At 70.6% G+C, this 23644-nt stretch carries 24 protein-coding genes and 1 pseudogene; 14 read left to right on the top strand and 11 right to left on the bottom strand.

What is annotated here, in order from left to right; all coding sequences use genetic code 11:
- Positions 1 to 19 precede the first annotated feature (19 nt).
- Positions 20 to 2095, top strand: a complete 2076-nt coding sequence (locus tag IH50_RS0120675) for a pectinesterase family protein (protein ID WP_030864159.1) — start codon at positions 20 to 22, stop codon at positions 2093 to 2095.
- A 54-nt stretch (positions 2096 to 2149) separates the two neighbouring features.
- Here IH50_RS0120675 and IH50_RS0120670 read toward each other — a convergent pair whose 3' ends face one another.
- Complete coding sequence (locus IH50_RS0120670; RefSeq protein ID WP_030864156.1) at positions 2150 to 2548, bottom strand: hypothetical protein; 399 nt, start codon at positions 2546 to 2548, stop codon at positions 2150 to 2152.
- Positions 2545 to 2832: a hypothetical protein gene (locus IH50_RS0120665; RefSeq protein ID WP_030864153.1), complete on the bottom strand. Its 288-nt coding sequence runs from the start codon at positions 2830 to 2832 to the stop codon at positions 2545 to 2547. The genes IH50_RS0120670 and IH50_RS0120665 overlap by 4 nt, the downstream gene beginning before the upstream one ends.
- An 86-nt stretch (positions 2833 to 2918) precedes the next feature.
- Between IH50_RS0120665 and IH50_RS0120660 the strand changes: the two genes are divergently transcribed.
- Positions 2919 to 3107 (top strand): DUF1737 domain-containing protein, encoded by a 189-nt coding sequence (locus IH50_RS0120660; RefSeq protein ID WP_030864149.1) that lies wholly within the window; start codon positions 2919 to 2921, stop codon positions 3105 to 3107.
- Positions 3108 to 3166: 59 nt separating this feature from the next.
- Here the strand turns inward: IH50_RS0120660 and IH50_RS0120655 are convergent, their stop codons facing one another.
- Positions 3167 to 4987, bottom strand: coding sequence for a bifunctional metallophosphatase/5'-nucleotidase (locus IH50_RS0120655; protein WP_030864148.1), 1821 nt, complete (start codon positions 4985 to 4987; stop codon positions 3167 to 3169).
- 148 nt (positions 4988 to 5135) lie between these two features.
- On the opposite strand from IH50_RS0120655, the gene mshD reads away from it, so the two are divergent.
- Positions 5136 to 6062, top strand: a complete 927-nt coding sequence (gene mshD / locus IH50_RS0120650) for a mycothiol synthase (RefSeq protein ID WP_030864145.1) — start codon at positions 5136 to 5138, stop codon at positions 6060 to 6062.
- On the opposite strand, the gene IH50_RS0120645 is transcribed toward mshD, so the two are convergent.
- Together IH50_RS0120645 and IH50_RS39965 are read right to left on the bottom strand one after the other, a co-directional pair.
- The gene (locus IH50_RS0120645; RefSeq protein WP_037872635.1) at positions 6022 to 6645 is read right to left on the bottom strand and encodes a hypothetical protein; all 624 of its coding nucleotides are present in this window, start codon (positions 6643 to 6645) and stop codon (positions 6022 to 6024) included. The genes mshD and IH50_RS0120645 overlap by 41 nt on opposite strands.
- A pseudogene (locus IH50_RS39965) lies at positions 6630 to 6740 on the bottom strand (RNA polymerase subunit sigma-24); the annotation flags it as partial. The gene IH50_RS0120645 and the pseudogene IH50_RS39965, both read right to left, overlap by 16 nt.
- Positions 6741 to 6849: 109 nt before the next feature.
- Here IH50_RS39965 and IH50_RS0120640 point away from each other — a divergent pair.
- The 10 genes from IH50_RS0120640 (at position 6850) to pstB (ending at position 17854) form a co-directional block, all read left to right on the top strand.
- A complete protein-coding gene (locus tag IH50_RS0120640) occupies positions 6850 to 7275 on the top strand; it encodes a GntR family transcriptional regulator (protein ID WP_030864140.1) in 426 nt (141 codons plus the stop codon).
- Complete coding sequence (locus tag IH50_RS0120635; RefSeq protein WP_030864137.1) at positions 7272 to 8153, top strand: ABC transporter ATP-binding protein; 882 nt, start codon at positions 7272 to 7274, stop codon at positions 8151 to 8153. The genes IH50_RS0120640 and IH50_RS0120635 overlap by 4 nt, the downstream gene beginning before the upstream one ends.
- Positions 8150 to 9139 carry a hypothetical protein gene (locus IH50_RS0120630; RefSeq protein ID WP_030864135.1) on the top strand — a complete coding sequence of 330 codons (990 nt, stop codon included), beginning with the start codon at positions 8150 to 8152 and terminating at the stop codon, positions 9137 to 9139. The genes IH50_RS0120635 and IH50_RS0120630 overlap by 4 nt, the downstream gene beginning before the upstream one ends.
- 279 nt (positions 9140 to 9418) lie before the next feature.
- A complete protein-coding gene (locus IH50_RS0120625) occupies positions 9419 to 11653 on the top strand; it encodes an RNA degradosome polyphosphate kinase (RefSeq protein WP_030864132.1) in 2235 nt (744 codons plus the stop codon).
- Positions 11634 to 12848, top strand: coding sequence for a CHAD domain-containing protein (locus IH50_RS0120620; RefSeq protein WP_030864130.1), 1215 nt, complete (start codon positions 11634 to 11636; stop codon positions 12846 to 12848). Before IH50_RS0120625 ends, IH50_RS0120620 begins: the two co-directional genes overlap by 20 nt.
- 14 nt (positions 12849 to 12862) lie before the next feature.
- The gene (locus IH50_RS0120615) at positions 12863 to 13321 is read left to right on the top strand and encodes an NUDIX hydrolase (protein ID WP_199822111.1); all 459 of its coding nucleotides are present in this window, start codon (positions 12863 to 12865) and stop codon (positions 13319 to 13321) included.
- Between the two features lie 393 nt (positions 13322 to 13714).
- Entirely contained in the window at positions 13715 to 14839 is a 1125-nt protein-coding gene (pstS, locus tag IH50_RS0120610; RefSeq protein WP_030864122.1) for a phosphate ABC transporter substrate-binding protein PstS, read from the top strand.
- Positions 14840 to 14943: 104 nt separating this feature from the next.
- Positions 14944 to 15942 (top strand): phosphate ABC transporter permease subunit PstC, encoded by a 999-nt coding sequence (pstC, locus tag IH50_RS0120605; RefSeq protein WP_030864117.1) that lies wholly within the window; start codon positions 14944 to 14946, stop codon positions 15940 to 15942.
- Positions 15939 to 16994, top strand: coding sequence for a phosphate ABC transporter permease PstA (gene pstA / locus IH50_RS0120600; protein WP_030864112.1), 1056 nt, complete (start codon positions 15939 to 15941; stop codon positions 16992 to 16994). Before pstC ends, pstA begins: the two co-directional genes overlap by 4 nt.
- Before the next feature lie 83 nt (positions 16995 to 17077).
- Complete coding sequence (gene pstB / locus IH50_RS0120595) at positions 17078 to 17854, top strand: phosphate ABC transporter ATP-binding protein PstB (protein WP_030864109.1); 777 nt, start codon at positions 17078 to 17080, stop codon at positions 17852 to 17854.
- A gap of 141 nt (positions 17855 to 17995) precedes the next feature.
- On the opposite strand, the gene pitH is transcribed toward pstB, so the two are convergent.
- Positions 17996 to 18994, bottom strand: a complete 999-nt coding sequence (pitH, locus tag IH50_RS0120590) for a low-affinity phosphate transporter PitH (protein ID WP_030864107.1) — start codon at positions 18992 to 18994, stop codon at positions 17996 to 17998.
- Between the two features lie 7 nt (positions 18995 to 19001).
- On the bottom strand, positions 19002 to 19622 hold the full coding sequence (locus IH50_RS0120585; RefSeq protein ID WP_030864104.1) for a DUF47 domain-containing protein: 621 nt from the start codon (positions 19620 to 19622) through the stop codon (positions 19002 to 19004).
- A gap of 239 nt (positions 19623 to 19861) precedes the next feature.
- Here IH50_RS0120585 and IH50_RS0120580 point away from each other — a divergent pair, with 239 nt between their 5' ends.
- Positions 19862 to 20248, top strand: coding sequence for a metal-sensitive transcriptional regulator (locus tag IH50_RS0120580; protein WP_030864100.1), 387 nt, complete (start codon positions 19862 to 19864; stop codon positions 20246 to 20248).
- 9 nt (positions 20249 to 20257) lie between these two features.
- Here IH50_RS0120580 and IH50_RS39960 read toward each other — a convergent pair whose 3' ends face one another.
- The 4 genes from IH50_RS39960 to IH50_RS0120560 all read right to left on the bottom strand — a co-directional run bounded on the left by IH50_RS39960 (position 20258) and on the right by IH50_RS0120560 (position 23620).
- Positions 20258 to 20443 (bottom strand): hypothetical protein, encoded by a 186-nt coding sequence (locus IH50_RS39960; protein WP_078914047.1) that lies wholly within the window; start codon positions 20441 to 20443, stop codon positions 20258 to 20260.
- A 105-nt stretch (positions 20444 to 20548) separates the two neighbouring features.
- Positions 20549 to 21364 (bottom strand): hypothetical protein, encoded by an 816-nt coding sequence (locus tag IH50_RS0120570; RefSeq protein ID WP_420709092.1) that lies wholly within the window; start codon positions 21362 to 21364, stop codon positions 20549 to 20551.
- 395 nt (positions 21365 to 21759) lie between these two features.
- Positions 21760 to 22461: a phosphatase PAP2 family protein gene (locus IH50_RS0120565; RefSeq protein WP_030864092.1), complete on the bottom strand. Its 702-nt coding sequence runs from the start codon at positions 22459 to 22461 to the stop codon at positions 21760 to 21762.
- Positions 22462 to 22672: 211 nt separating this feature from the next.
- Complete coding sequence (locus tag IH50_RS0120560; protein ID WP_420709091.1) at positions 22673 to 23620, bottom strand: NlpC/P60 family protein; 948 nt, start codon at positions 23618 to 23620, stop codon at positions 22673 to 22675.
- Positions 23621 to 23644 lie beyond the last annotated feature (24 nt).

Raw genomic sequence — 23644 nt, 5'->3', positions numbered from 1 at the left:
ACACGGAACGGATCGCCGCATGAGTGAGCACCGCAGCACGGCCCGGCACCGCAGGTCCAAAACGTTCCTGGCCGTCGGCCTCCCCCTGGCCCTGACCACCGCCGGGGCCCTGGTGCACGGCACCGGCTTCGTCCCCCAGCGGGCGTCCGCCGCGACGACGGCCGCCGCCGCACCCGCCTGGGCCACCGCCGTCGCCGACGGCTTCGCCTCCGTCGACGCGCTCGGCCAGAACGGCACGTACGGCGGCCGGGACGGCAGGACCGTCACCGTGCGCACGCAGGCGGACCTGGAGAAGTACGCCACGGCCGCCGAGCCGTACGTCATCGTCGTGGCCGGGACGATCACGATGAACCCGGTCGGCAAGGAGATCAAGGTCGCCTCCGACAAGACGATCGTGGGCTCCGGCACGTCCGGGCACATCGTCGGCGGGGGCTTCTTCCTCGGCCAGGGCGTACACAACGTGATCATCCGCAACCTGACGATCCGGGACGCCTACCAGGGCGTCTGGAACGACAAGGAGCACGACTTCGACGCGGTCCAGATGGACGGCGCGCACCACATCTGGATCGACCACAACGACCTGCGGAACATGGCGGACGGACTGATCGACGTCCGCAAGGACAGCACGTACGTGACGGTCTCCTGGAACCGGCTCAGCCAGAACAACAAGACCTTCGGCATCGGCTGGACCGAGAACGTCACGACGGACATCACGATCCACCACAACTGGTTCCGCGAGACCGAGCAGCGCAACCCCTCCACGGACAACGCCGCCCACGCGCACCTCTACAACAACTACCTCGAGGACGTCGCCGGCACGAGCATCAACTCCTCGTACGGCAACTACTCGCGCGGCGGCACCCGGATGGTCCTGGAGAACAGCTACTTCCAGGGTATGAGGAACCCGGTCATCAAGGACGCGACGGCGACGATCGTGCAGCGCGGCAACGTCTTCTCGGGCACGTCGGGCCGCAACGAGAGCGGCGGTACGGCGTTCGACCCGAAGGCGTACTACTCCTACACCCTCGACAGCGCGGCGAACGTACCGTCCCTGCTGAAGTCGGGCACGGGCCCGCGCTCGACCATCGGCACGACGGCGTCGGCGGCGGCGGAGGCATCGACGAAGGCCGCGGCGGCCACCACGCTCACCGTCGCCCAGGACGGCACCGGCCAGTACAGGACGGTCCAGGCCGCGGTGAACGCCGTCCCCGCGAACAACTCCTCCCGCGTCGTCGTCTCCATCAAGCCGGGCACGTACCGCGAGACGGTCAAGGTCCCGTCGAACAAGCCGCACGTCACCTTCCAGGGCACCGGCGGCAGCCGCAAGGACACGGTGATCGTCTACAACAACGCGTCGGGCACGAAGAAGCCGGACGGCTCGGGCACCTACGGCACCTCGGGCAGCGCCACGGTCGCCGTCGAGGCGGACGACTTCCAGGCCCGCAACCTCACCATCTCCAACGACTTCGACGAGGGCGCCAACCAGTCCCTCTCCGGTCACCAGGCGGTCGCCCTGCGCACGGCGGCCGACAAGGTCTTCCTCGACGGCGTGATCGTCGAGGGCGACCAGGACACGCTCCTGCTGGACACGGCCGCGAAGGACAGGCTGGGCCGGGTCTACGTCACCAACTCCTACGTCATCGGGAACGTCGACTTCATCTTCGGCCGGGCGACCGCGGTGATCGACCGCTCGGTCATCACCCTGAAGAAGCGCTGGGACGGTTCTTCCGCCGGTTACGTCACGGCCCCGAGCACGGCGGCGAACCGCAAGGGCATCCTCATCGCCAACTCGACGGTGAACGGCGGCGTCTCCGACCGCACCTTCTACCTCGGCCGCCCCTGGCACGCCGGCGGTGACGCCTCCCTGGACCCGCAGACCACGGTCCGCAACACCAGCCTCAGCGCGGCGATCCGCACCACGCCCTGGACCGACATGAGCGGCTTCTCCTGGAAGGACGACCGTTTCGCCGAGTACAAGAACACGGGTTCCGGCTCGGGCGCGGCGAGCTCCAGCCGCCCCCACCTGACCGACGCCCAGGCGGCCGACCAGGAGGTCGCGGACTGGCTGGCGGGCTGGACCCCCTCGGCGTCCTGAACCCGCCTCCCGCACCAGGTCCCACGCCGTCCTCCCGGCGTGGGACCGGACGCCTCAGTGGAAGCCGAGCATGCCGGGGGAGTCGATGTCGACCGTGAGGACGCCGGGCGGATAGTCGTCCTCCCGGCCGGTCAGGATGATCGACATGCCCCCGGTCTCCATGTGCGGGGTGGCGATGTAGAGGGCGTGGCAGGTGTCGGTGCCGCCCCAGCCCTCCCTGTGCATACTGCCGACCGTCGCCGCCGCTGTCTGGTGAAGCGCGTCGACCATGACGCCCGGCAGTGCGAGCACATCACCGGCGACGCCCTTCTCCAGTGACTCGGCGTACATCAGGCACAGTGCCGGGACGTGCAGCCAGTCACCGGGCGTGTGGGCCACGTTGTCGGCGAGGTGATGCAGGGCGCGGTGCCCCTGGGCGAGGGCGACGACGGCGCTGGTGTCGAGAATGATCACGCGGCTCGGCCCCTCTGTGCGTGCATCTTCTCGGCGGCCATCGCATAGATGTTGGCCAGTACGTCCGGGCCCTGATCGAACTCCTCGTCGGTCAGTGTGCATCCCATCCGCTCCCGCAACACCGCGCGCGTGGCGGCCACGCGTTCCGCGATCTGCTCGGCGGTGAGCTCCTGTGTCGCCAGCTGCTCGACCAGTTGCCCGAGCGTCATGCCCCGCTCCTTCGCCACCTGGGCGAGGTGGTCGCGGGTCTGCCGGGACACCTGGATGGTGGTGTGGTCTGCCATAGTTTCACCATAGGCATACGTCAGCGGCGTGCGCAGGCCCATACGATCGGATCACCCGAAAGAGGGGTTTGTGGCACGCTTCCCCCATGTCGACACCGCCCGACGGGCTGCCCGTCTACCGCGTACTGACCGGACCCGATGACGCCGCGTTCTGCCGTCGGGTGAGCGAGGCGCTCGCGAAGGGGTACCGCCTGCACGAAGGGCCGGCCCTGACGTTCGACGGGGAGCGGGTGATCGTCGCCCAGGCGGTGGTGTGGGGCGGCAGGGAGGGCTGAGACACACGTCGGGGCCGGTACGAGGCGGTGAACACGTCCCGTACCGGCCCCGTCCGTGCTTATCGCACGATCGTGATGCGGTCCGCCGCCGGCGGGGCGAGCGGGCTCGACGCCGTCGAGTGGGCGGTCAGGTAGCGCTCGAGCGCCGCCAGGTCGTCCTCGCCGACCAGGTCGTTCGTGCCCTGGCCCAGGGTCGGGAAGCCGTCGCCGCCGCCCGCGAGGAAGCTGTTCGTCGCGACACGGTAGGTGGCGTCCGGGTCGATCGCGGAACCGTCGAGCTTGATGGAGTCCGTGACCACGCGGTCCGCGCCGGACTTCGTCAGGTCCAGGGTGTAGGTCAGGCCGGAGGAGATCTGGAGGATCTTCGGGGCGGCCTCGTTCGGTCCGCTGACCTGCTCCTTCAGGGCCTGGATGACCTGTGCGCCGGTGAAGTCCTGGAGGTTGACCGTGTTGGCGAACGGCTGGACGGTGAAGGCCTCGGCGAAGGTCACCACGCCGTCGCCCTCCGCACCGCCGGCCGCGTGGGTGAGGGACGCGCGGATGCCGCCGGGGTTCATCAGCGCCAGGTCGGTCTCCGCGTCCAGCGTGCGGCCGTACTCCAGCTGCGCGTCGGCGATCAGGTCGCCGAGCGGAGACTCGGTGCCGTCCTTCACGATGTCACCGGAGATGTAGCCGATCGGGCGGTTGCCGATGGGGGCGGCGAGGGTGTTCCACTTGCCGATCAGCGCGGTCATGTCGGGCGCCTTGGGGACGTCCCGGGTCACCACGTGGTTCGCGGACTTCACGGCCGTACGGGCGATGTCACCCGTCGCGCGGTCGTAGGTCAGCGTGGTGTCGGTGTAGAGGCGGCCGAAGGACGCGGCCGAGGTGACCATGCGGGGCTTGCCCGCCGGGTCGGGGATGGTGCACACGTACGCGTTGTGGGTGTGGCCGGTGACCAGCGCGTCCACCTGCGGCGTGATGTTCTTCGCGATGTCCGCGATCGGGCCGGAGATGCCGTCGCCGGCGCCCGGGGAGTCGCAGTCGTAGTTGTAGGAGGAGGAGGCCGGGAAGCCGCCCTCGTGGATGAGCGCCACGATCGACTTCACGCCCTGGCGCTGGAGCTCCTTGGCGTACTTGTCGATCGTCTCGACCTCGTCCTTGAAGGCGAGGCCCTTGACGCCCTCCGCGGAGACGATGTCCGGGGTGCCCTCCAGGGTCACGCCGATGAAGCCGACCTTGACGCCCTGCTTCTTCCACACCCAGTACGGCTTGAGGACCGGCTTCTTCGTCTTCTCGTCCAGGACGTTCGCCGCCAGGTACGGGAAGTCGGCGCCCTTGAACCTCTTGTCGGTGTAGCAGCCCTCGTCCGGGTGGCAGCCGCCGTTCTGGAGGCGGGCCAGTTCCTTCGCACCCTCGTCGAACTCGTGGTTGCCGACGCTCGTCACGTCGAGGTCGAGCTTGTTCAGCGCCTCGATGGTGGGCTCGTCGTGGAAGAGGCCCGAGAGGAGCGGGGAGGCGCCGACCATGTCGCCGCCGGCGGCGGTGATGGAGTAGCGGTTGCCCTCGCGCGCCTGGCGCAGGTGGGTGGCGAGGTACTCCACCCCGCCCGCGTCGACGGTCTTCGTCGTGCCGTCGGGCTGGAGTTCGGTGACCCGGCCCGAGGAGCCGGACGGCGGCTCCAGGTTGCCGTGCAGGTCGTTGAAGGACAGCAGCTGCACGTCCTGGTAGCGACCGGGGTGGGACTTGCCCTTGTTCCCGTGGTTCTCGCCCGCCGTCGCCGACCCGGGCAGGGCGGCCGCGGCCAGCGCGCCGGCGGTGAGCACACCGGCGGCGGTCGCGAGGAGACGGTTCGTACGGCGTCTGCGGCGCTGGTGGTGCGCCGGGGATGTGGCTGGCATGCGCCCCCCTGAGGGTCCGAGTGGGTACCGGCGCAGCCTAGAGTCAACGCGCGTAGCGCGACAGGGTCTTCGAGGTTACGGCCTGGTTTAACTTTCCCCGTCACCGTTGCCGTCCGTTTTGCGGCCGCCTCCCTTTAATCTCGTACGCATGACCAGCGACGACTTCGCACGGCCCGGCCGCCCCCGCTCGCTCCAGACGTATGCCGCGCTCGGCCCCGGGCAGACCGAGGCGGTGCTCGCCCTGCTCGCCGAGGCCGCCCGCGTCGACGGACAGCAGGCGGTGTCCGAGCAGGGGAGGTTGCAGCTGCGCGGCGGGGAGCGGGACGGGGTCTCGCACCTGCTGCTCTCCGTCGACGACGAACTCGTCGGATACGCCCAGCTGGAGGACACCGATCCAGTGGAACCGCCCGCCGCCGAGCTGGTCGTGCACCCCTCGTACCGGGGCCACGGGCACGGGCGGGCGCTCGGTTCGGCGCTGCTCGCCGCCTCCGGGAAGCGGCTGCGGGTGTGGGCGCACGGCGGCCACTCCGCCGCCCGGCACCTCGCGCAGGTCCTCGGGCTGACGCTGTTCCGGGAACTGCGGCAGATGCGGCGGCCGTTGGCCGGCCTCGACCTGCCCGACCCGGTGCTGCCGGACGGCGTGACCGTGCGCACCTTCGTGCCGGGCCGGGACGACGCCGCCTGGCTCGCGGTGAACGCCGCCGCGTTCGCCCACCACCCCGAGCAGGGCGCCCTCACCCAGCGCGACCTCGACGACCGCAAGGCCGAGGCGTGGTTCGACCCCGAGGGGTTCTTCCTGGCGGAGAGGGACGGCCGGCTCGTCGGCTTCCACTGGACCAAGACGCACGCGGCGGAGCGCCTCGGTGAGGTGTACGTCCTCGGGGTGAGCCCCGACGCCCAGGGCGGCGGCCTCGGCAAGTCACTGACCACGATCGGGCTGCGGCACCTGGCGGACCGGGGCCTGCCGACGGCCATGCTCTACGTCGACGCCGACAACAAGGCCGCGGTGTCGGTCTACGAGCGGCTGGGCTTCGTCACGCACGAGACGGACCTGATGTACCGGACGGAGACCTGAGCCGGCGGAAGGTGACGCGGCGCCCCGGTTCCGTCGCGCACACCGCGCCCACCAGCAGCGCCGCGCACAGCAGTACCGCCCAGCGGTCGTGGCCCGCCGCCCACCCCGGGTCGTCCGGGGTCGTGAACAGCGCCCAGTTCCCGGGCGTCAGCAGCGGGCCCAGGACCGACCCGGTGAGCAGGAACGCGGCGACCGCCTGACCCGGCCGGGCGCCGTCCCCGCGGCGGACCGCGAACGCCGACCCGGCCAGGGCGAGGGCGAGGGCCGTCGCCGCCTCCAGGGTGATCGCGGCGGCCGGGGGGCGTACGGGCACGGGCACCAGGAGCAGCGCGGCGGTCCACCACACGGCGGCGACCGGGGCCACGAGGAGGACGCGCAGTCCGTGGCGGACGGCCCGCCGGGTGGGAACGGCGGCGGTGGTGTGCCGGGCCGGGTCGTCCAGCACGAAGGCCGCTCCCAGCGCGAAGGCCACGGCGGACGCCCGCAGGGCGTTCAGCGCCGGCCGGCCGTCCGCCTGATTGCCCATCAGCCTCGGCACGGCGGCGAGCAGCAGGCCCAGGGAGCCGGCCGCTCCGATCGCCACGGCGCGTACCGCCGGTACAGCTCCTCGAAGGCGCGCCGGTCGCCGTCCGCCGCGACGGCGCGCAACAGCTCCCCGTCGCTTCTCGTTTCGCTCACATCCCCTCATCGGACGACCCCCACCGACCGGTTCACGGGAGCGCGATTGACTTTTCCGTCACCTTGCACCACCCTTTCACTACTCAATTAGTGAAAGGGTGGTTGTCGAGTGATCGACTACCGCATCGACCGGCACAGCGGCGTGGCCACCTATGTCCAGATCGTGCAGCAGACCAAACAGGCCCTGCGCCTGGGCCTGCTGGCACCCGGCGACAAGCTGCCCACGGCCCGCGAGGTCGTCGAGGCCACCGCCGTCAACCCCAACACCGTGCTGAAGGCCTACCGCGAGCTGGAACGCGAGGGCCTGGTGGAGGCCCGGCGCGGCCTCGGCACCTTCGTACGGCGCTCCCTGGGCGCCGCCCCCGCCGACTCCCCGCTCCGCACGGAGCTGGAGGACTGGGCGGGGCGGGCCCGTGCGGCCGGCCTGGAGCGGGAGGACGTGGCCGCGCTCTTCACCGCCGTGCTCGAAACCCACTACCCGGTACGAACGCCGGACCCCGCACCTCCGAAGACCTCTCAGGGAGACCCTTCATGACCGTCCCGGCCATCGAGGCGGACGCGCTCGGCAAGCGCTTCGGCCGACGCGCCGCATGGGCGCTGCGCGACTGTTCCTTCCGGCTGCCCGCCGGCCGCGTCTGCGCCGTCGTCGGCCCCAACGGCGCGGGCAAGTCCACACTGCTCGCGATCGCCGCCGGGCTGCTCGCCCCCACCGACGGCACGATCACCGTCCTCGGCACCGACCCGGCGACGGCCCGCCCCCGGGTGGGCTTCGTCGACCAGGACAAGCCGCTGTACCCGCAGCTCACGGTCGACGAGACGCTGCGCATGGGCGCCGATCTGAACCCCGGCCGCTGGGACGCGGACACCGCGCGGCGGATCGTGGCCGGCGGCGACCTGGACCCGGACAAGCGCATCCGCTCCCTCTCCGGCGGCCAGCGCACCCGCGTGGCCCTCGCCCTGGCCCTGGGCAAGCGGCCCGAACTGCTGCTCCTGGACGAGCCGATGGCCGACCTCGACCCGCTGGCCCGCCACGAGCTGATGGGCGTACTGATGGGTCAGGCCGCCGTGCACGGCACGACGATCGTGATGTCCTCGCACGTCGTCGCCGAGCTGGAGGACTCCTGCGACCACCTGCTGCTGATCGGCGGCGGCCGGGTCCGTCTGGCCGGCGGGATCGACGACCTGCTGGCCGCCCACGCCCGCGTCTCCGCCCCGGCGGCGACCGCCCTGGCCCCGCACGACGTCGTGGAGTCCCGCGCCACCGGTCGCCAGGTCAGCGCGCTGATCCGCCCGTCCGGCCCGCTGCCCGGCGACTGGCGTACCGGCACGCCGTCCCTGGAGGAGCTCGTCCTGTCCTACCTGCGCAACCCCGAGGCCCCCACCCCGGCCGACCCCATGGAGGCCGCCGCATGACCGCCACCCTGACCGCCCCGGCCACCACCGGTCTCCCCGCTCCCGCACCCCGGCAGCTGCGCTGGCTGTACCGGCTGCACCGCCCGGCCCTCCTCACCGGTGCGGCGACCGTGCTGCTGCTCGGCGCGGCCCTGCTCTGGCTCGGCGGCCCGCTCACCGACGCCTCGGCGGCGGCCTGGAAGCAGTACAACAGCTGCGGCATCACCGGGAGATGCAGCTACGACCAGAACTCGGTCACGCTCTACGAGGACGTCTACACCTACACGACCTTCGCCGTGCTCGCCGTGCCGTTCCTGGTCGCCGCCTGGGCCGGAGGCTCGCTGACCGGCCGAGAGATGGAGTCCGGCACGGTCCGCCTCGCCTGGACCCAGAGTGTCTCCCCGGCCCGCTGGCTGGCCTCCCGGCTCGCCTTCCCGGCCGTGCTGACCGCCGCCGCGACCGGTCTGCTGGTCTGCCTGCACCGTCTGGCCTGGACGGCGGCCGACGGCCGCATCGACACCGCCCTGTCGTGGGACCACTACCCCACGTTCTACGCCGACGGCACCGTCCCGGTGGCCCTGGCCCTGGCCGGGCTGGCCGTGGGCGTCCTCGCGGGGCTGCTGCTGCGCCGCGCCCTGGCCGCGCTCGCCGCGGCCGCCGTCGTGCTCGGGGCGCTGTGGGCGGCCGTCCACGCCGCCCTGCCGCATCTGTGGCCCGCGGTCACCAGGGTCACCAGCCTGCGGGACGGCCCGGCCGGGGAGGGCCTCTGGATCGGCCAGGGCGTCCTGACCGCCGACGGCGACCGGCTGGCCGTTCCCTGCCACAGCAGCATGACGCCCGAGTGCGAGGCGGCGCTGGCGGACCTCGACGCCGTCAGCTTCTACCGCGACTTCCACCCCGGCGCCCACTACTGGCCGCTCCACCTGGTCGCCTCCGGCATCCTGCTCGCCGTCGCCGCACTCCTGGTCTACGCGGCCTTCCGGCTGCTGCGCCGCCGCACGGCCTGACGCCCGCGCCCGTACGTCCCTCCCCGCGGGGAGGGACGTACGGCCCCTCGCGCCGGGCCCCGCACCCCCGCGGGCCGCCGCCCGATATCCCGGACGTCATGTCTCCGTAACCGTCGATTCAGACAGGCTTGCGACGCTCGGCCAATGAATCCCGCTGTGCCAGAGGCTTCGCCGCCCCGGAGGGTGAACGGGGGGAACGGGAACGCCCCAGGGCCCCCACCGCTCCCACCCGCGTTTTCCGACGCGCCCGTGACGACGGTGGCGCGGAACAATGGGGTCATGAGCCAGCCCAGCACCCAGGCACAGGTACAGCACCCGCAGCCCTCCGTGGGCTCCATCGCCGCCCACCGTCCGCACACCGTGGCCGGAACGGTCTCCGACCTGGAGCCCGACATCGACGCGGACCTCGACGGTTACGAGGAGTCGGTGGCCGACGGCGCCACCCCGCTCCCGCAGGGCCGTTTCCTCGACCGGGAACGGAGCTGGCTCGCGTTCAACGAACGCGTCCTCGAGCTCGCCGAGGATCCGGACACCCCGCTGCTGGAGCGCGCCAACTTCCTCGCGATCTTCGCCAGCAACCTGGACGAGTTCTTCATGGTCCGCGTGGCCGGACTGAAGCGCCGCATCGCCACCGGTGTCGCCACCCGCTCCGCCTCCGGCCTCCAGCCGCGCGAGGTGCTGGAGATGATCTGGGCCCGCTCCCGCGAGCTGATGGCCCGCCACGCCGCCTGCTACCACGAGGACGTCGCCCCCGCGCTCGCGGAGGAGGGCATCCACCTGGTCCGCTGGAACGAGCTGACGGAGAAGGAGCAGGCCCGCCTGTTCACCCTCTTCCGGCACCAGATCTTCCCGGTCCTCACCCCGCTCGCGGTCGACCCCGCGCACCCCTTCCCGTACATCTCGGGCCTGTCGCTGAACCTGGCCGTGGTCGTACGCAACCCGGTCACCGGCCACCGGCACTTCGCGCGGGTCAAGGTGCCGCCGCTGCTGTCCCGCTTCCTGGAGAGCTCCCCTGGCCGGTACGTCCCCATCGAGGACGTCATCGCCGCGCACCTGGAGGAGCTGTTCCCGGGCATGGAGGTGCTGCAGCACCACGCCTTCCGGCTCACCCGCAACGAGGACCTGGAGGTCGAGGAGGACGACGCGGAGAACCTGCTCCAGGCGCTGGAGAAGGAGCTCATGCGGCGCCGCTTCGGACCGCCGGTGCGCCTGGAGGTCGAGGAGTCCATCGACCGCGAGGTGCTGGACCTGCTGGTGCGCGAGCTGAAGGTCGGCGAGGCGGAGGTGTACCCGCTGCCGGGCCCGCTCGACCTCACCGGCCTGTTCCGCATCCACGGCCTGGACCGGCCCGAGCTGAAGTACCCGAAGTTCATCGCCGGCACCCACCGCGACCTCGCGGAGGTCGAGTCGGCGTCCCAGCCCGACATCTTCGCCGCCCTGCGCAGCCGGGACGTGCTGCTGCACCACCCGTACGACTCGTTCTCCACCTCCGTGCAGGCGTTCCTGCAGCAGGCCGCCGAGGACCCCGACGTCCTGGCCATCAAGCAGACCCTGTACCGCACGTCGGGCGACTCCCCCATAGTCGACGCGCTGATCGACGCCGCCGAGGCCGGCAAGCAGGTGCTGGTCCTGGTCGAGATCAAGGCGCGTTTCGACGAGCACGCGAACATCAAGTGGGCGCGCAAGCTGGAGGAGGCCGGCTGCCACGTCGTGTACGGCCTGGTCGGCCTGAAGACCCACTGCAAGCTGTCCCTGGTGGTCCGTCAGGAGGGCGAGACGCTCCGGCGGTACAGCCACGTCGGCACCGGCAACTACCACCCGAAGACGGCCCGCCTCTACGAGGACCTCGGGCTGCTCACCGCCGATCCGCAGGTCGGCGCGGACCTCTCCGACCTGTTCAACCGGCTCTCCGGCTACTCCCGCCGCGAGACCTACCGGCGCCTGCTGGTCGCCCCCAAGTCCCTGCGGGACGGCCTGGTCTCCCGCATCGACAAGGAGGCCCAGCACCACCGCGCCGGGCGGCCCGCCTACGTCCGCATCAAGGTCAACTCGATGGTCGACGAGGCCGTCATCGACGCCTGCTACCGGGCGTCGCAGGCGGGCGTGCCGGTGGACATCTGGGTGCGCGGCATCTGCGCGATCCGGCCGGGCGTGGCGGGCCTGTCGGAGAACGTGCGGGTACGGTCCGTCCTCGGCCGCTTCCTCGAACACTCCCGTGTGTTCGCCTTCGGCAACGGCGGCGAGCCCGAGGTGTGGTTCGGCAGCGCGGACATGATGCACCGCAACCTCGACCGCCGTATAGAGGCGCTGGTCCGGGTCACCGACCCCGCGCACCGGGCGGCTCTGAACCGGCTGCTGGAGACCGGCATGTCGGACACCACCCAGTCCTGGCACCTCGCCGCGGACGGCGAGTGGACCCGGCACGCGACGGACGCGGACGGCCAGCCCCTGCGCAACGTCCAGGAGATGCTCATAGACGCCCGGAGGCGCCGGCGTGGCACAGCTACACCCTGACCCGACGGACCCCACGGCCCTGGCCGGCTATCTGCGGGCCCAGGCGACCGAATTCCTCCGCGCGCTGCGCCTCCACCGGGAGACCGGTGCGGGCGCGGCGGCGTCGGAGGGTTCCGTCGAGGCGGCCCGCGCGCTGCGCCGCGCGGCCCGCCGCGTCAGCGCGAGCCTGCACACCTTCCAGCCGGTCCTGGACCCCGACTGGTCGGAGGCGATGCGTCCCGAACTGGCCTGGGTCTCCGGCACCCTGGCCCTGGAACACGCCTACGCCTCCCGCCTGGACCAGCTCCTCCTCGCCCTCCACCGCCTGTCGGGGGCAGCGCCCCGCACACCGGTCCCGGCCGGCAGGACGCTCGCCGCGGCCGCCGGCGGCGAGACGTCCCCGCAGGGGCCGGCCGCACCCGGCCACGAGGCCCGCACGGGTGGTGCGGGCCGGAACGGCTTCCCGGCCGAAGGCGAAGCCGAGCCCGACCACCGCACCACCGCCCCCGGCGGGCCCCGCACCGCCACGGCGACCGCCCCCGGCGGGCCCCGCACCGCGACGGCCACCGCCGACCGCAAGGTAGTCACCCCCGACCGGGGAAACCTGACCGTCGGCGCCGCCAAGGCCGGCGCGCTGCTGGACCGCCAGCTGACCCTGGCGAGGACCCGGGCGCACTCCACCGCCCTGCAGGCCCTCGGCTCCTCCCGCTTCCACGCGATCGCCGACAAGGTCGCCGTACTCGCCAGCGAGGTCCCCCTCTCCCCGGCGGCGACGGCGCCCGGCGCCGACCTCCGCCCGCTCGCCGACGCCGCGCGCGAACGCCTCACCGACGCCGTCGCCGCGCTGCCCCTGCTCACCGCGGGCAGCCCGTACAACGCCGAGGCGCTGATCCACGGGCTCTCCCCGGACCCCGCCCCGCATCCGCAGGACGCACCCTGGCACCAGGTCCGGCTCCTTCTGCGCCTGCACCGCTACGCCCTGGAGGTCCTCCACACCGCCCCGGACCCGGCCCTCCTCGCCGCCGGCGAGGCACTGGACCGGCACCGTGACGCCTCCGAGGCCGCGGCCGCCGCCGCGCAGGCGGCCCGCACCCCGCGGATCGCCCCGGCCACGGCGTACGCGCTGGGCGTGCTCCACGCCGACCAGCGGCATGAGGTGGAGGCGGCGCGGTACGCGTTCCAGCGGGCCTGGCGGAAGGAAGCCGCCGGCACGTGAGAGGGAGGCACCCGGTGAGCACCCCGCACTCCGCGCACGCGCATACGCACGCACCGCACCGCACCCTCATCGTCCAGGCCGCCGGCTGCGTCCTGTGGCGCCGCTCCCCCGTGACCGGCGAGCTCGAGCTCTGTCTCGTGCACCGGCCGAAGTACGACGACTGGTCCTGGCCCAAGGGCAAGCTCAAGCCCGGCGAGGACCCGCTGGCCGGCGCCCTGCGCGAGGTCGCCGAGGAGACGGGCCACACCGCCGTCCCGGCCGCCGAGCTCCCCAGCGCGCACTACCTGGCGAACGGCCGCCCCAAGCGGGTCCGCTACTGGGCGGCCGAGGCCGTCTCCGGCGCGTTCACCCCGAACGACGAGGTCGACCGCATCCTGTGGCTCTCCCCCGACGAGGCCCGGCGGCACCTCACCGAGGCCCGTGACCGGGCCCTCGTCGACGCGCTGATGCGGTCGTTCGCACCCATGGAGTGACATGGCGAGCGCCGGGCGGCGGGGAAGCGGAAGAAGGCCGTCGCACCGGAGACGGAGCGCGGGGCCGCGACGGTCCGGCGGGCGCTCGATGTCCTGGGCCTCACGGAGGGCGCGACGCGGCACGACAGGCCGCGTACGCCATAGGCTCCGGGACGGGACCGGCCCGTGTCCTCGACGTAAGCGTTCCGTGACCTCACCGCACCGTCCGCAGGGGTTCACCCCCCGTTCACTTACGCCCATCGGCAGCTTCACCTGATCTGCCTAATTTCGGCCTTACCGATACGGAGCACAGCTCGCAAGGGCGTCCGTATCACCCAGCCTTGTTCGTCCTCAACGCCACTCCTCGCACGCCGCCGAATTCAGGACGGCGGCTCCTGGAAGGAACTCCCTTAAGTGAAGCTTCAGCGCAAGAACCGGCGGGCCCTCGCTCTCGGTGCTCTCGCCGTCTCCGGCGCCCTGGCCCTCACGGCGTGCGGCTCCGACGACACTGGTGACAGCGGCAGCGGCGACGCCACCACGAGCACGCAGGCCGGCAACATCAAGTGCGACGGCGCCAGTGGCCAGCTCCTCGCCGACGGCTCGTCCGCGCAGAAGAACGCGATCGACGCGTGGGTGAAGCAGTTCGCCGCCGCGTGCAAGGGCGTTCAGATCAACTACAAGGGTGGCGGCTCCGGCGCCGGCATCACCGCGTTCACCCAGGGCACGGTCGGCTTCGCCGGCTCGGACTCCGCGATGGACGCCGAGGAGATCGCCGCCACCAAGGAGGTCTGCTCCGGCGGCCAGGGCATCGACCTGCCGATGGTCGGCGGCCCGATCGCCGTGGCGTACAACGTCGAGGGTGTCGACAACCTCGTCCTGGACGCGCCGACCCTGGCGAAGATCTTCAGCGACAAGATCAAGAACTGGAACGACCCGGCGATCGCGAAGCTGAACCCCGACGCCAAGCTCCCCGACCTGAAGATCCAGGCGTTCCACCGCTCCGAGGACTCCGGCACCACGGACAACTTCACCAAGTACCTGATCGAGACCACCCCGGAGAACTGGAAGTACGAGGGCGGCAAGGCCTGGACGGCCCCCGGCGGCCAGTCCGCGTCCGGCTCCTCCGGTGTCGCCCAGCAGGTCAAGCAGACCAACGGCGCGATCAGCTACATGGAGCTCTCCTACGCCAAGGGCTCCTCCGTGGTCGCCATCGACACGGGCGCCTCCGAGCCGGTCCCGGCCTCGGTCGAGGGTGCCACCAAGGCCATCGCGGACGCCAAGGTCGTCGGCACCGGCAAGGACCTGGCCCTGGAGCTGAACTACGCCACCAAGGCCGAGGGCGCCTACCCGATCACCCTGGTCACCTACGAGATCGTCTGCGACAAGGGCAACAAGGCGGAGACCCTGCCGACCGTCAAGTCCTTCCTGAACTACATCGCCAGCGAGGACGGCCAGCAGGTCCTCGCCGACAACGACTACGCCCCCATGCCCGAAGAGATCATCACCAAGGTCCGCAGCACCATCGCCGGCCTGAGCTGACCCGAGTGTGCGGCCCGGTCCCCCCGCGGGGCCGGGCCGCACCGTCCGGTGCACCGCCGCCAGGAGCCCCGCGCACAGCGGGGCGCCGCAGACCGGAGAACCCGATGGACATAACCACGAAGACACCTCCTCTCCCACCCCAGCCGACCGTGGCCGAGCAGAAGCGCACCGTCCGCGGCGCCACCCGTCCCGGCGACCGCGTCTTCCTCGGTCTCGCCCGCGGCTCGGGCATCTTCCTGCTGGTGATCATGGCCGCCATCGCGGTCTTCCTCACCTGGCGTGCCGCCGTCGCCATCAGCAAGAACGAGGGCGACTTCCTCACGACCTTCGAGTGGAACACCGGCGGCACCGAGCCGGTCTTCGGCATCGCGGTCCTGGCCTACGGCACAGTCGTCTCCTCGATCATCGCCATGGTCATCGCGGTCCCGATCGCCGTCGCCATCGCGCTGTTCCTCACCCACTACGCCCCGCGCAGGCTGAGCGGCCCGATCGCCTACGTGATCGACCTGCTCGCCGCCGTGCCGTCCATCGTGTACGGCCTGTGGGGCGCCCTGATCCTCGTCCCGCACATGAACGGCCTCTTCGGCTGGCTGAACGACTACTTCCGCTGGACCGGCATCTTCTCGTGGGAGGAAGGGCCGGCCCGCTCGATGCTCACCGTCGGCATCCTGCTCGCGATCATGATCCTGCCGATCATCACCAACGTGAGCCGCGAGGTGTTCCGGCAGGTCCCGCGGATGAACGAGGAGGCCGCCCTGGCCCTCGGCGCCACGCGCTGGGAGGTCATCCGGATGTCGGTGCTGCCCTTCGGCCGCTCCGGTGTGATCTCCGCCTCGATGCTCGGCCTCGGCCGCGCGCTCGGCGAGACGATGGCCGTCGCCACCGTGCTCTCCCCGGACTTCCTGATCCACGGCAGCCTGCTCAACGCGGGCGGCGGCACCTTCGCCCAGAACATCGCCAGCAAGTTCGGCGAGGCGGACGAGTTCGGCCGTGACGCGCTGATCGCCTCCGGTCTCGTCCTGTTCGTCATCACCCTGCTGGTCAACGGCGCGGCCCGCATGATCATCGCCCGCCGCAAGGAGTACTCGGGGGCCAACGCATGAGCACCACGACCGTCCAGCGCCCGAGCACGCTCCAGGGCGCCCGGCTGCCGAAGTGGTCCCCCTGGGCCATCGCCGCGGGTTCGCTCGCCGTCTCCATCGGCCTCGGCACGGCCGTCGGCATCGACAGCGAGGTCCAGTGGGGCCTGATCGCCGCGCTGCTCTTCGTCCTCGGTACGTACGTCATCGCCACCCGCGTCGAGGGCAGGCGCCAGGCCAAGGACCGCGTCGCGACCTCGCTGGTCTGGGTCGCCTTCCTGCTCGCCGTGGTGCCGCTGGTCTCCCTGGTGTGGACGACCCTCTCCCGCGGTGTGAAGGTCCTCGACGGCTACTTCCTGAGCCACTCCATGGGCGTCGTCGCCGACACCGAGCCCGGCGGCGGCATCTACCACGCCATCATCGGCACCGTGGAGCAGGTCGGCATCGCCACCCTGATCGCCGCGCCGATCGGCGTGCTCACCGCGATCTACCTGGTCGAGTACGGCCGCGGTCACCTGGCCCGCGCCGTCACCTTCTTCGTCGACGTGATGACCGGCATCCCGTCGATCGTCGCCGGTCTGTTCATCCTCAGCCTCCTGCTCATCTTCGACCTGGGCTTCTCCGGCTTCGCGGGCGCCCTCGCCCTCGCGATCCTGATGATGCCGGTCGTGGTCCGTTCCACGGAGGAGATGCTCAAGCTCGTCCCGAACGAGCTGCGTGAGGCGTCCCTGGCGCTGGGCGTGCCCAAGTGGCGCACCATCCTGAAGGTGGTCCTGCCGACGGCGGTCGGCGGTATCACCACCGGTGTGATGCTGGCGGTCGCCCGTATCGCCGGTGAGACCGCACCCGTCCTGCTGCTGGTGTTCGGCAACCCGTTCATCAACAACAACCCCTTCGACGGGGCGCAGGCGTCGCTGCCGCTGTACGTCTACCAGCAGTACGCGAACAGCGCCGGCTCGGAAGCGGCGTACGACCGCGCCTGGGCCGCGGCTCTCACCCTGATCGCCTTCGTGATGATCCTCAACCTCGCGGCCCGCGGCATCGCCCGCTGGAAGGCCCCGAAGACCGGTCGCTGAAGCGTCCATATGCGGCTACCGCCGCGTGGGGCCATACAACGACCGATCTCCGAAGACTTTTCCCGAAAGAAGCAGTGATTTCCATGGCCAAGCGCATCGATGTCAGCGGCCTCAACGCCTACTACGGCTCCTTCCTGGCCATCGAGGACATCTCGATGACCGTCGAGCCCCGCTCCGTGACGGCCTTCATCGGCCCGTCCGGCTGCGGCAAGTCCACCTTCCTGCGCACGCTCAACCGCATGCACGAGGTCACCCCCGGCGGCCGGGTGGACGGCAAGGTCATGCTGGACGACGAGAACCTCTACGGCGCCGGCATCGACCCGGTGTCCGTGCGCCGCGAGGTCGGCATGGTCTTCCAGCGCCCGAACCCGTTCCCGACGATGTCGGTCTACGACAACGTGGCGGCGGGCCTGCGCCTGAACGGAAAGTACAAGAAGTCCCAGCTGGACGACATCGTCGAGAAGTCCCTCAAGGGCGCCAACCTCTGGAACGAGGTCAAGGACCGCCTGAACAAGCCGGGCTCCGGCCTCTCCGGCGGCCAGCAGCAGCGTCTGTGCATCGCGCGGGCGATCGCGGTGGAGCCGAAGGTCCTGCTCATGGACGAGCCCTGCTCCGCCCTGGACCCGATCTCCACCCTCGCCATCGAGGACCTGATCGGCGAGCTGAAGGAGCAGTTCACGATCGTCATCGTGACGCACAACATGCAGCAGGCGGCGCGTGTCTCCGACCGCACCGCCTTCTTCAACCTGGCGGCCGTCGGCCAGCCCGGCAAGCTGATCGAGATCGACGACACGGAGCGCATCTTCTCCAACCCGTCGGTCCAGGCGACGGAGGACTACATCTCCGGCCGCTTCGGCTGAGCCGCGGAACTCCTCGCGGTGCTGCATGGCGGTGCCACCGCGAGGCACAAAGGGCCCGCCCCCGACTCCCGGGGGCGGGCCCTTTCACATACCTGCCTGCGCGTAACCGCGGGCAATCGTGCCGCGTAGCCGCGGGCACGGCTACAGCACAGCCAGATTCACCAGCCCGAACGACAGCGCAGCGACCACCGCCGCCGCCGGCATGGTGATGAACCATCCGAGGACGATGTTCTTGGCCACCCCCCACCGCACGGCGTTGACCCGCTTCGTCGCCCCCACACCCATGATCGCCGAAGTGATCACATGCGTCGTGGAGATCGGCGCGTGGAACAGGAACGCCGACCCGAACATGATCGACGCACCCGTCGTCTCCGCGGCGAACCCCTGAGGCGGATCAAGCTCGATGATCTTCCGCCCCAGCGTCCGCATGATGCGCCACCCGCCCGCGTACGTCCCCGCGGACAGCATCAACGCACAAGCGATCTTCACCCACACCGGAATCGGATCGCCGTAGTCCTCGACATCCGCGATGACCAGCGCCATCACCACGATGCCCATCGTCTTCTGCGCGTCCTGCAGACCGTGTCCCAGCGCCATCCCCGCCGCGGAGACGGTCTGCGCGATCCGGAACCCCCGCTTGGCCTTGTGCGGATTGGCCCGCCGGAACATCCACAGAATCGCGGTCATCACCAGATAACCGGCCAGCAGACCGACGACCGGCGACACGAACATCGGAATGACGATCTTGTCGACCACCCCGTCCCAGTAGACGGTCGTCCCCCCGGCCAGCGCGGCCCCGACCATGCCCCCGAACAGCGCGTGCGACGACGACGACGGCAGCCCGAAGTACCAGGTGATCAGGTTCCAGACGATCGCCCCGACCAGCGCGGCGAAGAGGATCCCCATCCCCTTCGACCCCTCGGGTGTCTGGATCACACCCTCACTGACGGTCTTGGCGACCCCGGAGCCCATGAACGCGCCGGCGAGGTTCATCACGGCCGCCATCGCCAGCGCCGCCCGGGGCGTCAGCGCCCGCGTCGACACGGACGTGGCGATCGCGTTCGCCGAGTCGTGGAAGCCGTTGGTGTAGGTGAAGAAGAGCGCGACGCCGATGGTCACGACCAGAGCGAAGGTGTCCATGAAGTGCTCAGGACTCCTTGACGGCGATGGTCTCCACCGTGTTCGCCACGTGCTCGAAGGCGTCGGCCGCTTCCTCCAGTACGTCCACGATCTGCTTGAGCTTCAGCACCTCGATCGCGTCGTACTTGCCGTTGAAGAGGTGGGCCAGCAGCTTGCGGTGGATCTGGTCGGCCTGGTTCTCCAGCCGGTTGACCTCGATCCAGTACTCGGTGAGGTTCTCCATGGTGCGCAGGTGCGGCATGGCCTCCGCGGTCAGCTCCGCCGCCCGCGCCAGGACCTCGATCTGCTGCTCGACGCCCTTGGGCAGTTCCTCGATGTTGTAGAGGACGACCAGGTCGACGGCCTCCTCCATGAAGTCCATGATGTCGTCGAGGGAGGACGCCAGGGCGTAGATGTCCTCACGGTCGAACGGCGTGATGAACGAGGAGTTCAGCTGGTGGAAGATCGCATGCGTGGCGTCATCACCTGCGTGTTCCGCGGCCCGCATACGCTCTGCGATCTCGGCCCGGGCGGAGGGGTCCGCCCCGAGCAGTTCCATCAGGAGTTTCGAGCCCGTGACGATGTTGTCCGCGGACGCGGCGAACATGTCGTAGAAGCTCGTCTCCCTGGGGGTCAGACGAAAGCGCACGTGGGGTCCTCAGTGAGCATCGGTTTCGGTCAGGCTGATGCTAGGCGCATCATCCGGCCACGACGAGCGGGCCGCCCACCAGTGTCGCCCATCGGGCAGAGTGATGAGTACGAGGGCGGTCCGAGGTCCGTTTCCGGCCGCTGCGCACGTCATCGGCCAAGAGGCCTATACCCAGTGAAGTTCGCTACCATATACCCACCAGGGGTATGTGTCGCCCGTCAGTGCACCAGGAGGACGCGATGACGACCACCGAGACCGGCGCGGACGCGCCCTCCACTCCGGATGTGACGGACGTAACGGATGTGACGGACGCGACGGACATCGTGACCGATCACGACCGCGGCATCCACGGCTACCACAAGCAGAAGCAGGAGCACCTCAAACGCCTGCGCCGCATCGAGGGCCAGATCCGCGGCCTGCAGCGCATGGTCGACGAGGACGTCTACTGCATCGACATACTCACCCAGGTGTCCGCCTCCACCAAGGCGCTGCAGTCGTTCGCGCTGCAACTGCTGGAGGAACACCTGCGCCACTGCGTCGCGGACGCGGCCGTCAAGGGCGGCGACGAGATCGACGCGAAGGTCAAGGAGGCGACGCAGGCCATCGCCCGCATGCTCCGGACCTGACCGGCCGCGTCAGGGACGGTCCGGTTCCGTCCGCGCCTCGGCCACCCTCAGCACCTCGTCGATGCTCTCCAGGCTGAGCCGCTCCTCGGCGTTGGAGGCGGCGATGATCAGCTCCCCGCAGAGTTCGATCTCGGCGAGCGCCACGTGGTCCTGCACCGGAACCGTCCCACCGCCGAGCGGTGCCACGCGCCTCACCTCACCTCTGTCGTCACCGACTTCCTAGAGTAGGGAGCGCCCTACGCGCCGCGCATGGCACGGAAGGGCTAGTTCAGGCCGGTCACTCCCGTCCTTTCCCCCGGCTCACTCCGCGGCGATCCGGCCCGCGTAGATGTCCTCGCCCCCGGGAAGCCGTACGTCGGCCGGGGCCCCGAAGTCGTACAGCAGCGTGGTCGAGGCGACCGCGACGGGCTCGTCCTGCCGGCCGTTGACGAAGCTGAACCGGTGCCGGAGCTTGCGGATCCGCCCCTCGTCGTCGAGGTAGACGTCGAATGGCACCCGCGCGGTGGCGAACCCTTTCGCCGCCGCGCCGAGCGCCTCCCGGTTCGCGCCCGAGGCGTCCCGCGAGGCGTGCCGCAGGTCGGCGGTCCCCCGGTAGTGGCGCACTTTCGCCCCCGCGACCTCGGTCCGCTCGACGAACGTCGCCGACCGTGTCCCGCGCAGCACCTCGGCGGCGGCGAACGGATCGGTCGCCCCGCCGGTGACGAGGTTCCCGTCGGACAGCGTCCCGGTGTCCACCCGCACCCATTTGTCGGCGGGCACCCCGGCCCCCCGGTTCTTCATGAAGAGCGCGCCGGGGGCGAGCAGTTCGGTGATGGGCCGCCGGACGACCTTCCCGGCCGGATCCCGCGGCAGCAGCACCTTCAGCCGCCCGAGCCGCTTGCGGTAGTCGTACACGCCCTCGCCCCGGATGGTGACCCGGGTCCCGCCGGCCGCCATCTCCAGGGAGGTGGTCGCCCTGGAACTCCCGGCTTTCACGAGCGCGTCGGCGGCCTCCCTCACCACGCGCACCGGATCCCCGACGGGAGCCCCCTGACTCAAGGCGTCGCTTCTCGCACAGCCCACGCCACCGAGCCCCAGACAGCACACCACCCCGATCCCAGCCACCACGCCGCGCATCCGAGCCATGCCCGGTTAACGACCGATAAATGACCCCGTCACGCCGGCGATCAGGGCGCTACCGTGGTCGACGTGCCGCACCAGGACGACGCCCCGCCCCCCGCTTCCCACACCACGACCACCACCGAACAGGGCCCCTTCTGCACAGCCCACTGCACCTGCGGCTGGCGAGGCCCGGCCAGAAGAGCCAGAAGCCAGGCAAGAAAAGACGCCCAGAACCACACAGGCGAGTGACACAACTGCGGGCACCCTTGCCGCGTCACTGCGGGCAATCGTGCCTCCCCCAGTGCCTTAAGGGCCTGGGAGGTACCCCCAGGGCGGCACGGGTGGGCGCAGCAGCACCCCGTAAGCGCCGGGCTGCGAAACGACCCCCCGGCCCAGCGGCAGAAGCCGGCTCAGGCCGCCAGGTCCCGCTGCTCCGCCCCCGGCGCCCCACTCCGCGAGCCCCCCGGAGCAACCCGTCGCTCGACCTTCCGCCGAGCGGAAACCAGCCACCCACCCCGAGGCGACCGCTCGACCGCCCGCATCAGCGGCGTCAGCAACGCCATGGCAACGGGCGACAACAGCAACGCGACAGCTGTACCGAGCGCGAGCCCACCCACGACGTCCGTCGGATAGTGCACACCCATGTAGACCCGGATGAACCCGCCCAGCAGCCCCAGCACCAGCCCGACGATCCCGAGCCGCCGGTTGACCAGGAACAGCCCCACCGCCAACGCCATGCAGAGCGTCGCGTGGTCGCTCACGAACGAGAAGTCGTCCTTGCCGTCGACCAGGACCTCGAGCCCCTCGTGGTCGAGGAACGGCCGCCGCCTCTCCACGAACCCACGGATCGGCACGTTCACCAGCACGGCGATGCCCGCCGCGAGCGGGGCCCACACCAGGCCCGCCACGGCCGGAGCCGCGTCCTCGCCGCCCCGCCGCCTGACACCCCACCAGCACCACACCAGCAGCCCGACCAGGGCGAAGAGCAGGCCGAACTCGCCCACGAACTCCATCACATGGTCGAACCACGTCGGTGCGGCCTTCGCCAGGCCATTGATGTCATACAGCAGGTCGACGTCGGGGTTCGACCCGGAATCGGCGAGTCCAGCCATAGTGCTGCGGCCCCTTCGTCATGTCTTCCGGCGCACAGTTCGCACGCCGCTCCCGCCACCCCCGTGGTTTGTAGATCCGCTCGTCCGATCGGCTACGACAACAGGAACGCACGGCCCCCGTTGATACGTTCCACACTCCACCGAATGATCACGCAGACGTTATCGAAGAGAGATACGTCTCCGCAGCTCAGGGGGCGGGTTGACGCTCCGCTCACACCGCGGTGGGCAGTGCTTTCGCGCCATCCTCGGTGACCCGGGTGGCACCAAAGTAGTCAGGAGTGTCGATCGGGTCGAATCGGATCACTGCCCCGGTCCGGGGCGCGTCGATCATGTACCCGCCGCCGACATAAATACCCACATGCCGGATGGCCCGGGAATTGCTGAGGTCGTCCGAGAAGAACACCAGATCGCCCGGCAGCAGTTCGTCCCGTTTCGGATGCGGCCCCGCGTTGTACTGGTCGTTGGCCACCCGCGGCAGCGTGATCCCCACGCTCTCGTACGCCGCCTTGGTCAGCCCCGAGCAGTCGAACCGTCCTCCCTGCTCAGGCGTGCCGTTACCGCCCCACAGGTACAGCGTCCCGAGCTTCTTCTGCGCGTACGCGATGGCCCCGGCTGCCTGCTTCGACGGATCGACCCGCCCCACCGGCGCGGCGAAGCTCTCCTCCAGCGCCCGGATCCGCTTGACGTAGTTCTGCGTCTCCTTGTACGGCGGAACACCCCCGTACTTGATCACCGCGTACGCCCCCGCGTTGTACGAGGCGAGCATGTTTTCGGTCAGATTCCCGCCGACGTCCTTCACATAGGACGCGAGCGAGCAGTCGTACGTCGCCGCCGACGGGATCGCGTCCTTCGGGTCCCACACGTCACGGTCCCCGTCCCCGTCCCCGTCGATCCCGTGCGTGGCCCACGTACCGGGGATGAACTGGGCGATGCCCTGCGCCGCAGCGTGGCTCTGCGCCCTCGGGTTGAATCCGCTCTCCTGGTAGAGCTGGGCGGCGAGCAACGCGGGATTGATGGCTGGGCAGAGATTGCCCCACTTCTGTACGAGCGCCTGGTACGCGGCCGGCACGCTCCCCTTGGCGAGGGTCTTGGCCGCCCCGCCGCCCGCTCCGTTGACGAGGTTCCCGGCGATGACGTAGACCCCGACGACGAGCAGCATCACGAAGGCGAGTGCGGAACTGAC

Origin of the sequence: Streptomyces sp. NRRL S-37 (assembly GCF_000721605.1) — a bacterium.
In the GTDB taxonomy this organism is placed as follows: Bacteria; Actinomycetota; Actinomycetes; order Streptomycetales; family Streptomycetaceae; genus Streptomyces.
This window is presented reverse-complemented; position numbering and strand designations above follow the sequence as displayed.